At 68.9% G+C, this 13,531-nt stretch carries 17 protein-coding genes; 11 read left to right on the forward strand and 6 right to left on the reverse strand.

Annotated elements, in window-relative coordinates; genetic code table 11:
* Positions 1-472: 472 nt before the first annotated feature.
* Genes AC07AW_RS02105 through AC07AW_RS02115 form a run of 3 tightly spaced genes read left to right on the forward strand, consistent with a single transcriptional unit; the run spans position 473 to position 3,181 of the window.
* On the forward strand, positions 473-1,435 hold the full coding sequence (locus tag AC07AW_RS02105; protein WP_478813604.1) for an ABC transporter substrate-binding protein: 963 nt from the start codon (positions 473-475) through the stop codon (positions 1,433-1,435).
* Positions 1,436-1,466: 31 nt separating this feature from the next.
* Positions 1,467-2,417, forward strand: coding sequence for an amino acid ABC transporter permease (locus AC07AW_RS02110; protein ID WP_478813605.1), 951 nt, complete (start codon positions 1,467-1,469; stop codon positions 2,415-2,417).
* Positions 2,414-3,181 carry an amino acid ABC transporter ATP-binding protein gene (locus AC07AW_RS02115; RefSeq protein WP_478813606.1) on the forward strand — a complete coding sequence of 256 codons (768 nt, stop codon included), beginning with the start codon at positions 2,414-2,416 and terminating at the stop codon, positions 3,179-3,181. Before AC07AW_RS02110 ends, AC07AW_RS02115 begins: the two co-directional genes overlap by 4 nt.
* A gap of 56 nt (positions 3,182-3,237) precedes the next feature.
* Here the strand turns inward: AC07AW_RS02115 and AC07AW_RS02120 are convergent, their stop codons facing one another.
* Positions 3,238-3,987 (reverse strand): class I SAM-dependent methyltransferase, encoded by a 750-nt coding sequence (locus AC07AW_RS02120; RefSeq protein ID WP_478813607.1) that lies wholly within the window; start codon positions 3,985-3,987, stop codon positions 3,238-3,240.
* A gap of 106 nt (positions 3,988-4,093) precedes the next feature.
* Between AC07AW_RS02120 and AC07AW_RS02125 the strand changes: the two genes are divergently transcribed.
* Positions 4,094-4,723, forward strand: coding sequence for a CGNR zinc finger domain-containing protein (locus tag AC07AW_RS02125; protein ID WP_478813608.1), 630 nt, complete (start codon positions 4,094-4,096; stop codon positions 4,721-4,723).
* Here the strand turns inward: AC07AW_RS02125 and sodX are convergent.
* The gene (sodX, locus tag AC07AW_RS02130) at positions 4,627-5,061 is read right to left on the reverse strand and encodes a nickel-type superoxide dismutase maturation protease (RefSeq protein ID WP_392156484.1); all 435 of its coding nucleotides are present in this window, start codon (positions 5,059-5,061) and stop codon (positions 4,627-4,629) included. The two genes, AC07AW_RS02125 and sodX, sit on opposite strands and share 97 nt — an antisense overlap.
* Positions 5,062-5,223: 162 nt before the next feature.
* Here sodX and sodN point away from each other — a divergent pair, with 162 nt between their 5' ends.
* Positions 5,224-5,619 (forward strand): superoxide dismutase, Ni, encoded by a 396-nt coding sequence (gene sodN, locus AC07AW_RS02135; protein WP_041131199.1) that lies wholly within the window; start codon positions 5,224-5,226, stop codon positions 5,617-5,619.
* 164 nt (positions 5,620-5,783) lie between these two features.
* Here sodN and AC07AW_RS02140 read toward each other — a convergent pair whose 3' ends face one another.
* Positions 5,784-6,587, reverse strand: coding sequence for a leucine-rich repeat domain-containing protein (locus AC07AW_RS02140; RefSeq protein ID WP_478813609.1), 804 nt, complete (start codon positions 6,585-6,587; stop codon positions 5,784-5,786).
* 169 nt (positions 6,588-6,756) lie between these two features.
* Between AC07AW_RS02140 and AC07AW_RS02145 the strand changes: the two genes are divergently transcribed.
* Positions 6,757-7,833: an SMI1/KNR4 family protein gene (locus AC07AW_RS02145; protein WP_478813610.1), complete on the forward strand. Its 1,077-nt coding sequence runs from the start codon at positions 6,757-6,759 to the stop codon at positions 7,831-7,833.
* 2 nt (positions 7,834-7,835) lie between these two features.
* Here AC07AW_RS02145 and AC07AW_RS02150 read toward each other — a convergent pair whose 3' ends face one another.
* The 3 genes from AC07AW_RS02150 to AC07AW_RS02160 form a co-directional block, all read right to left on the reverse strand.
* Entirely contained in the window at positions 7,836-8,654 is an 819-nt protein-coding gene (locus AC07AW_RS02150) for a class I SAM-dependent methyltransferase (RefSeq protein WP_478813611.1), read from the reverse strand.
* Positions 8,651-9,295: a hypothetical protein gene (locus AC07AW_RS02155; RefSeq protein WP_478813612.1), complete on the reverse strand. Its 645-nt coding sequence runs from the start codon at positions 9,293-9,295 to the stop codon at positions 8,651-8,653. Before AC07AW_RS02155 ends, AC07AW_RS02150 begins: the two co-directional genes overlap by 4 nt.
* 151 nt (positions 9,296-9,446) lie before the next feature.
* On the reverse strand, positions 9,447-10,007 hold the full coding sequence (locus tag AC07AW_RS02160; protein ID WP_478813613.1) for a helix-turn-helix domain-containing protein: 561 nt from the start codon (positions 10,005-10,007) through the stop codon (positions 9,447-9,449).
* Between the two features lie 86 nt (positions 10,008-10,093).
* On the opposite strand from AC07AW_RS02160, the gene AC07AW_RS02165 reads away from it, so the two are divergent.
* From AC07AW_RS02165 to AC07AW_RS02185, 5 genes are all read left to right on the forward strand, one after another.
* Positions 10,094-10,594 (forward strand): ATP-binding protein, encoded by a 501-nt coding sequence (locus AC07AW_RS02165; protein ID WP_478813614.1) that lies wholly within the window; start codon positions 10,094-10,096, stop codon positions 10,592-10,594.
* A complete protein-coding gene (locus AC07AW_RS02170) occupies positions 10,591-11,706 on the forward strand; it encodes a hypothetical protein (RefSeq protein ID WP_478813615.1) in 1,116 nt (371 codons plus the stop codon). Before AC07AW_RS02165 ends, AC07AW_RS02170 begins: the two co-directional genes overlap by 4 nt.
* Positions 11,703-12,056, forward strand: a complete 354-nt coding sequence (locus AC07AW_RS02175; protein WP_478813616.1) for an ASCH domain-containing protein — start codon at positions 11,703-11,705, stop codon at positions 12,054-12,056. The genes AC07AW_RS02170 and AC07AW_RS02175 overlap by 4 nt, the downstream gene beginning before the upstream one ends.
* 102 nt (positions 12,057-12,158) lie before the next feature.
* The gene (locus AC07AW_RS02180; RefSeq protein ID WP_478813617.1) at positions 12,159-12,779 is read left to right on the forward strand and encodes a DUF5753 domain-containing protein; all 621 of its coding nucleotides are present in this window, start codon (positions 12,159-12,161) and stop codon (positions 12,777-12,779) included.
* A 75-nt stretch (positions 12,780-12,854) separates the two neighbouring features.
* Positions 12,855-13,385 (forward strand): NUDIX domain-containing protein, encoded by a 531-nt coding sequence (locus AC07AW_RS02185; RefSeq protein WP_478813618.1) that lies wholly within the window; start codon positions 12,855-12,857, stop codon positions 13,383-13,385.
* Positions 13,386-13,531: the final 146 nt, after the last annotated feature.

The following is a 13,531-nucleotide window of genomic DNA, read 5'->3' on the forward strand; positions in this document are numbered from 1 at the left end:
GGTCCCGCGGCCGCCGTGTCTGGCAGCCGCGCGGGCGCGCCGCACAACGCGCCCTGAGCCCCGGATGAGGGGTGTAAGGATCCTTCTTACCGGACGGACGGCACCGCAGACGAGTCCATATCCGCTCGGTGACGCGACTCATACCGAGCGCGTCCGGACGCGGACGGAGAACGACACGTCACTCAATGTCCCGATAGATGGTTTCCGCACCCGATTGGTGGCCTTCCACTCGTCCGAATGGCGAGATGAACAGCAGATTTTTCGGTGAGAGGGAAGGGATTCCGAAGAAGATCCGGCCTTGATGTACCGGCCTGTCGCGATTTCGGGGTCACCCGTTATCCGATTTTGACATCCGAGGCCGTCGGTTTGTGGCAGTCCGAATGGCAAGATGCCGTAATCACACGAGGTCGCGACACTCGAAGAGACGTACGCGACACCTGGCAGCTCCCTCACACGCCGGAGGAACCCGACCATGACCGCACGCTCCACGCGCTGTACGACCGCCAAGACCCGCACCTCCCGTCTTGCCGCGGTCGCCGCCATCGCGGTCGCCGGCTCGATGCTGCTGACCGCCTGCGGCGACCAGACCGAGAGCGGCGGCTCCACCAAGGAGACCGGCTCCGCGTCCGCGAGCAAGGCCCCGCTCTTCTCGAAGCTCCCGGCCGACATCCAGAAGGCGGGCGTCATCAAGGTCGGCACGGACGCCTCGTACGCCCCGATGGAGTTCACCGACGGCGGCAAGATCGTCGGCGTCGACCCGGACCTCGGGGAGGCCCTCAGCAAGCAGCTCGGCGTCAAGCTCGAGTTCGTCTCGGGCACCTTCGACGGCCTGATCACCTCGATCTACACCGGCCGTCAGCAGCTGATCATGTCCTCGATGACGGACAACAAGAAGCGCCAGGAGGGCCTGGACGACAACGGGAAGAAGATCGGCAAGGGCATCGACTTCGTCGACTACTTCAGCTCCGGCGTCTCCCTGCTGGTCAAGAAGGGCAACCCGCAGGGCGTCAACTCCCTCGACGACCTCTGCGGCAAGACCGTCGCCGTCCAGCGCGGCACGATCTACGAGGACACCTTCAAGGCGCAGGCCACGAAGTGCGGCGACAAGAAGCTGACCATCCAGGCCTTCGACACCGACGCCGAGGCCCAGACCCGCGTAAAGGCGGGCGGCGCGGTCGCCGACCTGAACGACTACCCGGTCGCCGCGTACATCGCGAAGACCTCGGGCGGCGGCAACGACTTCGAGGTCGTCGGCAGCCAGAGCGACGTCGGCCTCTTCGGCATCGGCGTCTCGAAGGACCAGACCCAGCTGCGCGACGCCGTCAAGGAGGCGCTCGACGCGATCATCAAGGACGGCTCCTACGCGGAGGTCCTGAAGAAGTGGGACGTCGAGGGCAGCGCGGTCAAGTCGGCCACGATCAACGCCGGCAAGTGACCTTTCCTCGTACCACTGAAGGGCAGTCGTCATGACTGACAAGATCAGCAAGGAACCGGCCGCCGCTCCGGCCGGTCCCACCCCCTCGGGCGTCCCGTACGAGGCGATCAAGGCCATCCCCGTGCGCCACTACGGCCGCTGGGTCTCCGGCGTCGTGGTCGTGGTCCTTCTCGGGTGGCTCGTCTACGCCTTCTCCCAGGGCGATGTCGTCTGGGACACGGTGTGGGACAAGGTGTTCGACCCCTCCGTCATCGACGGCATGTGGAACACCATCATCATCAGCATCTCGTCGATGGCCCTCGGCCTCGTCCTCGGCATCGTCTTCGCCGTGATGCGGCTCTCCAAGAACCCGGTGACCGGTGCCGTCGCCTGGCTCTACATCTGGTTCTTCCGCGGCACCCCGGTGTACGTGCAGCTGCTGGTGTGGTTCAACCTGTCGCTGATCTTCCACTACATCAACCTCGGGCCGATCTACAAGAACGAGACCGTGGACGTCATGACGCCGTTCATGGTGGCCCTGCTCGGCCTCGGCCTGAACGAGGGCGCCTACATGGCGGAGATCGTCCGCGCGGGCATCCAGTCGGTCGACGAGGGCCAGACCGAGGCGGCGCACGCGCTGGGCATGTCCCAGACGAAGACGATGGGCCGCATCGTGCTCCCGCAGGCCATGCGGGTGATCGTGCCGCCGACGGGCAACGAGTTCATCAACATGCTGAAGACCTCGTCCCTGGTCTCGGCCGTGCAGTACACCGAGCTCCTGCGCGCCTCGTCGAACATCGGCAACACGGCCGGTGCCGTGATGGAGATGCTGTTCGTCGCCTCCATCTGGTACCTGGCGCTGACCAGCGTGTTCAGCGTGGGCCAGTACTACCTGGAGCGGCGTTTCGCCCGCGGTTCGACGCGTAACCTGCCGCCCACGCCGTTCCAGCGGGTCAAGACCAACCTGACCACGTTCAAGCGTTCCCCGGAGGCATCGGCATGACCGGTCAGACCATGGTCAAGGCGGAGGGCGTCCACAAGTCCTACGGCGCGGCCCACATCCTCCGCGGCATCGACCTGGAGGTGCAGAACGGCGAGGTCTTCTGCCTCGTCGGCCCCTCCGGGTCCGGCAAGTCGACCTTCCTGCGGTGCATCAACCACCTGGAGCGCATCGACGGCGGCCGGCTGTCCGTCGACGGCGAGCTGGTGGGCTACAAGCAGAAGGGCGACAAGCTCTACGAGCTGAAGGACAGCGAGGTCGCGGTCCAGCGCCGTGACATCGGCATGGTCTTCCAGCGCTTCAACCTCTTCCCCCACATGACGGCCCTGGCCAACGTCATGGAGGCGCCCATCCAGGTGAAGGGCGAGTCCAAGGCGGTGGCGCGCGAGCGGGCCGAGCGCCTGCTCGACCGGGTCGGCCTCGGGGACAAGATGGGGAACTACCCGTCGCAGCTCTCCGGCGGCCAGCAGCAGCGCGTGGCCATCGCCCGCGCGCTGGCGATGGAGCCGAAGCTGATGCTCTTCGACGAGCCGACCTCGGCGCTCGACCCGGAGCTCGTGGGTGACGTCCTCGACGTCATGCGGGACCTGGCCGAGTCGGGCATGACGATGATCGTCGTCACGCACGAGATGGGCTTCGCCCGTGAGGTCGGCGACTCGCTGGTCTTCATGGACGGCGGCGTCGTGGTCGAGTCGGGCAACCCGCGGGACGTCCTGACGAACCCGCAGCAGGACCGGACGAAGGCGTTCCTTTCGAAGGTGCTGTAAGACGCGTGAAAAGGGGCGGTACGGGTTCTCCGTACCGCCCCTTTCACGCGTCCGGGCTACTTCACGGCGAGGACCAGGCTGTCGGAGGGCGAGCACCAGACCGGCCGGACCTCGGCGAAGCCGGCCCCGCGGAGGGTGTCGGCGTGCCAGCGGGCGGAGGGGGTGTCGCCGTCGGCGTGCTCGCCGTAGATCTCGAAGCGGCGGGCGGTGGGCTCGGCGAGGACGGGGTCCTTGGCGGCGAGGGCCCACCAGTCGGCCCAGTCGAGGACCCCGGCGGACTTCTCGCGGTCCATGCGGGCGTGCCGCTGGGCCCGCTCGGCGGCGTTGATACGGGGCGTGGTCTCGTCGATCATGTGGTCGGCGTTCATGAAGACCCCGCCGTCCCGGACGAGACCGGCGAGCTGCCCGTAGAGGGCCGTCAGGGGCCCGCTGTGGAGCCAGTGGAGGGCGGTGGCGGTGAGGACGGCGTCGTACGTCTCGTGGGGCAGGCTCGCGGCCCACGCGGGGTCCTTGAGGTCGGCGGTCACGAAGGTGACGCGCTCGTCGCCCGCGAAGGAGCCCTCGGCGATGGCGAGGAGGGCCGGGTCGAGGTCGACGCCGGTACTGGTCGCCCCGGGGAACCGCTCGAGGAGCCGGCTCGTGATACTTCCCGTACCGCACGCGAGGTCGAGGACGCGGGGCTCCGGCCCCACCAGCGCCTCGACCATGTCGAGCATCACGCGGAACCGCTCCTCGCGGTCCGGCATGTACCACTCCTGCTGACGGTCCCAGCTCTGCTGCCAGCCCGCCCAGTCGGTTTCGGTCATGGTCGTTCCTCCCCGCGTCGGCCCTACCATTCGTAATACCCTCGAAGGGGAAACAGCCGTTACCCCCTCCGACCGAGACATTAGCCCGCCGAAGTAAGGACTACAAGTGGAACTGGCCCATTACTCGGACTTCGCCGTGCGTCTGGTCAACACCGAGGAGCCGGCGCGCAGCAAGGACGCCCTGACCTCCGTCGAGGTGCTCCGGGACCTCTTCGGCCCCGCCACCCAGATGGCCCGGCGGGTCACCGAGGCGGACCTGCCGCGCTTCCGCGCGGTACGCGCGCGCCTGCGGGCGGTCTTCGCGGCGGCGGACGAGGGCGACCACACAGGGGCGGTCGACCTCCTCAACTCCCTCCTCCTGGAGTTCCCCGTCAGCCCGCAGATCTCCGGGCACGACACCCTCGACGAGGAGGGCCGGCCGCGCTGGCACATGCACCTCGCCGACCACTCCTCGAACGCGACCACGGGCTACGCGGCCATCTCGGCGATGGGCCTCGCCTTCCACCTGACGGAGTTCGGCGCCGACCGGCTCGGCCTCTGCCAGGCACCGCCCTGCCGCAACGCCTACCTCGACACCTCCACCAACCGCTCCCGCCGCTACTGCTCGGACCGCTGCGCGACCCGCGCCAACGTGGCCGCCTACCGGGCCCGCAAGCGCCTGGAGGCCGAACGGTCGGACCACACCGGCCTGACCGCGGACACGAGCCAGGAGAGCACCACGCCCGCCGAACGCTGACGCCCCGGCGTCACCGGCCGGTACCGCGCCCGCACCCGCCCGAGAACCAGCTCGGGCGGTACGGCCCCGAAGACGCGACTGTCCCCCTCGGCGTCCGGATTGTCACCCAGCACCCACCAGCCGCCGTCGCGTCGCTCGATCAGCCGCTTCACGATGAGCAGATCCTGCTGGAGCGGATGCCGCAGCACGGCCACACACCCGGCCCGCAGCCGCGCCCCGTACTGCACGAGCAACTGGTCACCGTGCAGCAGCGTGGGCACCATCGAGATCCCCGTCACCTCGGCGATCCCGAACGGAGCACCGGCCTCCCCCGCCTGCTCGCGCCCCGACCGCGCCATCCGGCACCTCCCGATCCGCTCGTGCGTCCGCTCGTCCACTCGTACACGAGTCCCATGGTGACCCTGGACTTTTGACCTAAGCCCCAGGGGGCGCCCGCGAAAACGCCCTTCTCACCGAGTAATGTCCCACCTGAGAAGACGATCACGAGGAAGGACGGCTCAATGCTCTCCCGCCTGTTTGCCCCCAAGGTGAAGGTCAGCGCCCACTGCGACCTCCCGTGCGGCGTGTACGACCCCGCCCAGGCCCGCATCGAGGCCGAGTCCGTCAAGGCTGTCCAGGAGAAGTACCTGGCCAACGAGGACCCGCACTTCCGTGCCCGCGCCACGGTCATCAAGGAGCAGCGCGCGGAGCTCGCCAAGCACCACGTCTCGGTGCTCTGGAGCGACTACTTCAAGGCCCCGCACTTCGAGAAGTACCCCGAGCTCAACCAGCTGGTCAACGACACCCTGAAGGCCCTCTCGGCCGCCAAGGCGTCGACCGACCCGAAGACGGGCGAGAAGGCGCTGGAGCTCATCGCCGAGATCGACCGCATCTTCTGGGAGACCAAGAAGGCCTGACCTTCACCCGGTCCCCGACCACACCCGGTCCGCCGGTCGCCGAACAACGGCGACCGTGGCGGGCCGGGTGCGGTGTTTTCCGGGGCCGGAGGTGCGCGTAGAGCCGCAGGGTGACGACGGCGGACGCGTACCCGAGGCCGAACTGCACCTGCTTGACGCTCGCCTCAGTAGGGCGGCGGCTGGTCGACCCGACCGCCTCTGTGAGCCGTGGGGATGTGGTCACGAGCACCGCCGGGCAGGGAGGCGACGCACTCCGGCGAGCAGGCGTTGACCAGGAGTGGCAGCACGTCTGTGGCCACGCGCAGGGAGATCCACACCTGCTGGAGCCCGCCTTGCTCGATCGGGCCGTCGCAGACACTGCAGCCTTGGAGGGCTGTGGGACCCCAACGCCCGGGATCCAGACGTTCCGGATCGAGGCCCGCGAGGGAGTCCGGGGACGACGTCAGCTTCGGGAAGGGCGGCCGGAGCCTGAAGTTGCCGAAGAGGGCTCGCGTGCTCACCGTGCTGCGGGCCAGCCGTCGGCAGCGGGTGATCTCGTAGGGGAACCAGTGCAACCGGTAGGAGGTGTACGGGGTGAACTCCTCCAGGCAGCTCATGGCCCCGATCTCGGGCGGGACCCGGACCAGGTTGCTGCCGTAGAGCACGAGGTGCTTGACCGCCGTCAGTTTGGCGATGCTCGGCGGCAGGGTGATGACCTGCCGGCGCTCCTCCGGGCTCAACTCGGTCAGCGGCTTGAACTCCTCGCGCCCGTCGGCCGCGGCCTCCTCGACCAGCTCCAGCAGGCGCCGCCAGCCCGGCGCGGTGGGGTCCTGCCGCTCGGCGTGAAACCCGACGCGGGCCCGCGGACGGGGACGGGACTGGTCGAAGCAGGAGCAGAAGTCCCGGAAGTTTCCACGCCCTCCCGGCACCGGATCCGCCACGTCGCCCCATCGGTTCGCAACGACCTGCGGCTCTCCCCCGTCCGTCATGGCGCCACGGTACCGAGGTCGTCGCAGTCCGTCGCAGCGAATACGCGGTGAGGTATCGGGCTGCCACAACCTCCTGGCCTGTGCGGCCGTACCGCTCACTACGCTGGCGTGCGTGAACACGCCGTCGACCCCACGACTGACCCTGGAAGCCGCACGTGCCCTTCAGGGCATGCTCCGAACCGAGATCGGACCGGGGCTCACCGAACAAGAGCTCGACGCGGTCGAGGCGCGGTTCGGCTTCACCTTCTCGGCGGATCACCGGGTCTTCCTCGCCGCCGGGCTCCCACGGGGCTCGTCGAGCTGGCCCGACTGGCGCGACGGCGACCCCGAGGACCTGGCCGGGCGGCTGGCGTGGCCGGTGGACGGGGTGCTCTTCGACGTGGAGCACAACGTGTTCTGGCATCCCGCCTGGCCGTCGAGGCCGGCGGAGAAATCCGAGGCACTGCGCGTCGCCAGGACCGAACTGGAGAGCGTGCCGCAGCTGGTTCCGGTCTACGGGCACCGCTACCTGCCCGGCACGGCCGGCGAGTACGGACACCCGGTCCTGTCCGTCTACCAGACCGACATCATCCTGTACGGGAACGACCTCACCGACTACATCCACCACGAATTCGTCGGCCGGTCGAGCGGCCTCCTCGCCCACGCGACCGTCGACTTCTGGTCGTACTTCGTGGAGGGCGGACCGGGTATCGACGTCACCGCGCCCACGCCGTTCACGCCGTACGCCATGACCGCGCAGGAAGCCGTCGACTGCATCCGGATGCTGGCCCTGGAACGCCTGATCGGCCGCCGACACCACCCGGAGCAGCTCATCGAAGCCGGCCTCACGGCCCTGGTCCTAGACGTCGAGACGGAGTCCCTTCCCCTCCTCGCCGGCCTGTCACGCTCCGGGCACGAGCAGGCCGACGCCCTTTTCGACCAGGTGCTGAGCGAACTCGGCCTGCTCCAGGACCTTCCGGCCGACACCACCGACCTCCCCTGGGAAGCGGCCCGCTGGGAACTCGTCCGCTGGTGGCTCCGGCTGATCGTGAACGGCAGCCTGGCCCCCGGCGCCGGCGGTGACCTGATCACGTACGAAGGGTGGGGCGCGCTGGCCCACCCGCAGCAGCTCAAGCCACTGGTCGAGAAGACCGACGCCTACAACGACTGGGCGGCGATCCGACAGGGAGACCGGGAACACCTGGCGGAACAGATCGTCGAGGAGGCGGGCCGCCTGCTGGACGGGCCCTGGCCGCCGCTGAACTGATCTCAGCGGCGGCAGACGAGGATCCCTCCAAGGCAGGTGATCTCGTACGCGCCGTAGCGGACGATGTGGTCGGCAACGAGTGTGCGGGCGCGGTCGATGGTCGCGTCGAAGGGCACGTCGTGCTGGTCCGCCCAGGCGCGGTACGAAGCCATGTGAGCGATGACAGGCTCGGGGTCGTGGACCGTGATGGTCCCCGGCAGTTCGAGGACCTCCACCCGGCTGAACTCCTCACCGAGGAACGCCAGGGCCTTCTCCAGGGAAAAGCGGGCACTGAGCGAGATCCGGGCCGGGCCTCGGTCGATGCCGAGGACGTCGCCGGCGGCCCGCTGCCAGAGGTCGTCGAGTTCGGCCTTGTCGCGGTCGCTGTTGGTGGAGGCGACCACCAGCCCGCTGCGGGCAACGACACGGGCCAGTTCCCTGACCGCCTGGGGAATGTCGGGAACGTGGTACAGCATGTGGAGCGCGAGAGCGGCGTCGACGCTGCCCGCCGCCAGCGGAAGCCGCGTGGCGTCCGCCACGGCGACCGGGCCAGGGACGCCGGCAAGGATGCCGGGAGCGATGTCGAGGCCGAGCAGGGACAGGTCCGGGCGGTCCTGGCGGAGCCGCTGGATGAACTTGCCGTTGCCGCAGCCGATGTCGACGACGCGCCCGCGTACGTCGCCCAGCCGCTCGGCCACGAGGCCGGGGAGGTCGTACCGGGGCGTCTGCCACTGGTAGAGCGACTGCCGGGCAGCCAGGTCCCGGTCTCCGTTGTAGGCGCTGCCCGCCAGGCGGACCCGGTCGGTGACGGCAGCGTCGTGGGCAGCGGACAGGTCGGTCACGTCGGCAACTCCGGATGGTGGGCGGCGGGCAGGGACGCACGGACGGCCGTGTGCTGGAGTCGTTCGCGCAGGTGCACCGCCTGCGTGGCTCCACCGTACTGCGGCCCTTCCAGCTCCCGCCCAAGAACGGTGAGCCGGCGCACGATGCTGGCCGACATGCGCTCCGGCGAGGACTGGAGAACGAAGCCAAGCATCTTCTCAGTACCGTCCAGGTCACCCAGGAGCATGTGCCCGCGGGCGAGATCGAGGTGCGCGGCGAACAGGTCACCGACCGACTGGTCATCTCCGTCCGCGCGGCGATAGAGGCGGATCGCCGTCTCTGCGCTGACGATGGCCCGGTGGACGTGTTCCTGCCCGCCCACGGCCAAGAGGGTCGTTCCGGCGTAAGCGAACTGCTTGGCCGCAGGGAAGTCGAAGACTCCCAGCAACTCGTCCCCACCCGAGAGCGCCTCGCGCGATCGTTCGGCATCCGACAGGGCAGCGAGCGCACCTGCCGAATCGCCGACTATCGCCAACGCCCGCGCCTCCAGACTCGCCAGCCGCGCGCCGATGCTGCCGCTCGCCCTGTGCCGCCGGCCGGCCTGCGCCAGCCGGGCCGCCTGCTCGTACCGCCCTGTCCAGTACGCGATCAACGACTCCACGGCCCGTACCCAGGCCAGCATCCCCTCGTGCCCCGCCGCCTCGGCACAGGCCCGTGCGGTGCGGGCGTGGGTGGCGGCGGAATCGTAGGCGCCAAGGTCAAGGCAGACGTGCGCGGACAGGCCACAGAGGCGAGCAGCGGAGAGGTAGAGGTCAGTGGTCTGCCGGGGATGCTGGCGCCCCGCGCAGCAGCTCGAAGGCCCCATCCCGTAACCGCCTGATCTCGACGTACTGCTCCATCAACGGGTGGCTGACGTACGTACGGGCGAGTCGGCCAACGTCTGCCTCCAGCTGCTCCACGACGAACTCGTCGGCGTTACGCTGCGCGATAAAGCGGGCGAAGTCCGCCGACCGCACCGCGTCCTCAGAGAGTGGGTTTCCACGGACGTGGGTGTCTTCGGGCAGCAGCACCGACGGCACAATCTCGACCTTGGCGGCATCGGACCCGTCCCGCTGCCCCTTGCTGACGGCAACAGCTTGGTCGAGCACGGCGACATCGACACTGAAGACCTGCGCCAGGTACTTCCGGGTGTAGGGAACAGGGATTCGGGCTTCACGCTCGTACCGCCCGATCTCCTTGCCGGTCTTCGCGGAACGCCCCTCCAGGGCGTTGTACTCGTCGGCAACCCTCTGCTGGCTCCAGCCGCGCTCGGTACGCAGCCGGACGAGCAAGGCGCCGATCCCGGTGTCGCCCATGCCGTCCCCCAGGAACACGTGACCTCTGGCCCCCATAGTGGCCCCCGTCTTGGCCCCCGTGCTGGCTCCCGACCCAAATGAGTTAAGTCGCTTTGCTGTTGACCATGGCAAGCAGACTCACCAACGAGGCGACCGACGCCGCCCCGGTCTTCCTTCCGGGCACGGGTCGGCACCGCACCATGCTCTTCCCCCGCCGCCGGACCACGCCGCGTACCGCTCGCGACTTCGTCGCCGCCACCCTGACCGAATGGGGTGAGACGAGCCGCCTCGACGACATGCGGCTGTGCACCTCGGAGCTCGTCACCAACGCCGTCCTTCACGGGGTGCCCGTGGGCCGGCTGGTCCTCGTACGCGTCGAGTCCCTCGACGAGGAGCTGCGGATCGAGGTCCACGACAGCGGCGAGAACAGGCCGACGAAGCGCGTTCCCGAGGAGTCTGCCGTCGACGGCCGCGGTCTGCTGATCGTCGCCGCCACCGCCGACAGCTGGGGCGCGAAGGAGCGGACCGGGCCCGGGAAGTGCGTCTGGGCCGCATTCGACCGTGCCAAGAACGGGGCCGCGCCCCTGCCGCCCCACACCACCGGCCCCCAGGGAGGCACCTCGTGACCACCCATCCCGTCTCGCCGAACACCGTTCTCGCCAATGCCCTCCACCACGCCGAGGACGTCCTGACCCCACGCATCCTGGCTTCCCCGCCCGAGCGGATCGTGCTGGTCGTCGGCACCCAGATCAACGGCGCCCCGCACATCGGCACCTCGCTCGTGCAGTCCCTGGCCTTCGCCATGGCCGCCCGACTGCGCGACCGCTTCGGTCTCCCCACCGAGGTGCTCTTCAGCGCCCTCGACAACGCCCCGTACGAGCTGGCCACCGACCCCGTCAGCGGCCACCGCTACCAGCGTGCCTACGCCCAGGCCCTCGGCGAGCAGGCCCTGCTCGACCTCGTCACCGCCCTCTACCAGCCCCTCTTCACCGCCCTGTCCAGGCGCCTGGGCATCCCGCACCGCATCGAGACGTACACCCAGCAGCAGGCCGGCGAGCACTACCGCCACACCTGGCTCCGGCTCCTCCCCCGCATCGACGCAGCCCGCTGGTGGCTCGCCCCCTCCACCGGCACCCCGCACCTCCGCATCCCCTGCCCGCACCCCGGATGCGGCTGGGCGGAGAAGCACGCCGAACGCACCCGGGTCCGCCTCACCGGGCCCGAGTCAGCGGTGGTCTCCGCCGTCTGCCTCCACCACGGCCCGTACGAGGCCACCATCACGCCCACCACCGGCGGCTACCTCGACCTGGCCACGCTCTACCGCAACCTGGTCAAGGAACTCGCCCTGACCAGCCCCCAGGGCACCCTGCGCGTCATGGTCAAGGGCGGCGACTGGGTCTTCGGCTCCCACCTCGTCGACGAGGCCCTCCAGGCCGTGGGCCTCATCCGCGCCCAGCTCCCGGCCCGACTGTTCTGCCCGCAGGTCGTCACCGACACCGGCGCCAAGCTGTCGAAATCCCTCATACGAGAAGGCCGTGCCCCCTTGCCCGACGGCGCCGCCCCTTGGATGCTCGACACCCGGCAGTGGCCCGGCACCGTCACCGAGTACGCCGACCAGCTGCTCGCCATGGCCGAGACCCTGCTCTCCGACCCCCGCCACTTCTTCCGCTCGTACTCGGCCGCCGAGACCGGCCGCCTGATCATCGCACCATCCACCAGGAGCGTTCCCTCCCGATGACCGACCGCACCGCCCGCGTCCGCGAGCTCAACCTCTACCGCCAGTACTTCGAGCTCGTCGCCGCGGGCACCAAGACCATCGAGGTGCGGGTCAAGTACCCGCACCTCGCGGACCTCGCCGCCGGCGACACCATCCGCTTCCGGATCAAGGACACCGACGAGACCTGCGACGTCCACGTTCTCCGCGTCACCGAGTACCCCGACTTCGAGGCCCTCCTCGACGGCGAAGGCCCGTCCAACGTCAACCCGACCGCCACCCGCGACCAGCAACTCGCCAACATCCGCACCATCTACGGGCCCGAGAAGGAAGCCCTCGGAGCCCTCGCCATCGAGATGAAGCGCATGGCCTGACCGATTCCAGCTCTTACAAGATCGGACACTCGCAGCCATCCTCGACCGAAACGGCAAGCCCCATCGAAGCCGCCCCGGCGGCACCACCCAGGAGGGGACGCGGTGACCAGTTCAGTTCCCTGGACGGATCGTCTGTCCACCGGTACAGAGGCGACTCAGGACGACGTGGTGCGCTGGTACCAGAGCACGCGCGAAGGCAAGGCGTACGTGCCCTCGATGATCTGGGGCACGCTCCAGACCGAGGCGTACGCCACCGTGATCCTCGGCCAGGTCGTCGACTTCCTCGGCGTCCCGAACGACGTGCCGACGGGCGTCGCCAAGCGCATGCAGCGACAGCAAGTGCTGTACGACGGCGAGCACCACTACGACGTCGTCCTCGGGGAACAGGCTCTCTACACGAACATCGGTGGACCCGAAGTCATGCGAGAACAGATCGAGCGCCTCCTGCGAGAGCTCGGCCTTGCCTCGCTCACACTCGGGATCCTTCCCTCCACCGCACGGGTGGACCTGTTCCCCGTCCACGCGTTCAACATCTATGGCGATGGCGACCGGGCCCACGTCGAACTCGTCTCCTCCTCCGTGGACATCACGGAACCGAGTGAACTCGACCTCTACAACAAAGCCTTCACCACGCTGAGCAGTGCGGCATCGTACGGCGACGCGGCCGAGGAGCTCCTGAAGAAGGCCCACTCCTTCTGGACCAACACCCCGCTCCGGCAGTAACCCCCCTGGCACTCCAGCGGCCGGAGCGCCGCAACAATCCGTAGCGCACACGATCAAGACCGCCGCGCCACTCACATGCCCGACAACCCGTCCGACGAAGGGAACCCGGTGCCCCAGCAGGCCGACGGCCAACCGAAAACTCTCAAGCCGACGCTCGAATCCATGACACTGCTGGTCGCTGCCGTCATCGTCCACGACAAGGCCACCAACCGTGTCGTCCTCCTCCAGCGCAGCGAGAACGCCAAGTTCGCCCAGGGTCTGTGGGACCTCCCCGTCGGCAAGAGCGAGCCGGGCGAACCCATCACGGAGACCGCCGTCCGCGAGCTCTACGAGGAGACGGGCATGACGGTGAAGCCCGAGTCCCTCAAGGTCGCCCACATCATCCACGGCGCCTGGGGTGTCGAGGCCCCCAACGGCTTCCTCACCGTCGTCTTCGCCGCCCACGAGTGGACCGGCAAACCCGAGAACCGCGAACCCCGCAAGCACTCCCAGGTCCGCTGGGTCGACGCCGACGCCATCCCGGAGGAATTCGTGGAGACCACCGCCAGCGCCCTTGACCGCTATCTCGGAGGCGGGCCGCAGGTCTCCCTCAGCGGCTGGAACTAGGCAACAACACAGCGTCCCGGCACACCCGCGAGGACCGGGACGCGGTCGCGTCCAAACTCGACGCCCGGCCACGCCAACGCTCGGATGGGAACCTCACGCAGACCTGCGGCTCAGTCCTAGCGTTGTCTTTCCGGCGAGAACTACAA

It is taken from the genome of Streptomyces sp. NPDC044003 (genome assembly GCF_056435185.1).

Coding starts and splice junctions, on each gene's coding strand:
- sodN (WP_041131199.1), top strand. CDS start 5,224: ATGCTCTCCCGCCTGTTTGCCCCCAAGGTGAAGGTCAGCGCCCACTGC.
- AC07AW_RS02165 (WP_478813614.1), top strand. CDS start 10,094: ATGGCAAGCAGACTCACCAACGAGGCGACCGACGCCGCCCCGGTCTTC.
- AC07AW_RS02175 (WP_478813616.1), top strand. CDS start 11,703: ATGACCGACCGCACCGCCCGCGTCCGCGAGCTCAACCTCTACCGCCAG.
- AC07AW_RS02120 (WP_478813607.1), bottom strand. CDS start 3,987: ATGACCGAAACCGACTGGGCGGGCTGGCAGCAGAGCTGGGACCGTCAG.
- AC07AW_RS02185 (WP_478813618.1), top strand. CDS start 12,855: ATGCCCGACAACCCGTCCGACGAAGGGAACCCGGTGCCCCAGCAGGCC.
- AC07AW_RS02140 (WP_478813609.1), bottom strand. CDS start 6,587: ATGACGGACGGGGGAGAGCCGCAGGTCGTTGCGAACCGATGGGGCGAC.
- AC07AW_RS02105 (WP_478813604.1), top strand. CDS start 473: ATGACCGCACGCTCCACGCGCTGTACGACCGCCAAGACCCGCACCTCC.
- AC07AW_RS02110 (WP_478813605.1), top strand. CDS start 1,467: ATGACTGACAAGATCAGCAAGGAACCGGCCGCCGCTCCGGCCGGTCCC.
- AC07AW_RS02145 (WP_478813610.1), top strand. CDS start 6,757: ATGCTCCGAACCGAGATCGGACCGGGGCTCACCGAACAAGAGCTCGAC.
- sodX (WP_392156484.1), bottom strand. CDS start 5,061: ATGGCGCGGTCGGGGCGCGAGCAGGCGGGGGAGGCCGGTGCTCCGTTC.
- AC07AW_RS02115 (WP_478813606.1), top strand. CDS start 2,414: ATGACCGGTCAGACCATGGTCAAGGCGGAGGGCGTCCACAAGTCCTAC.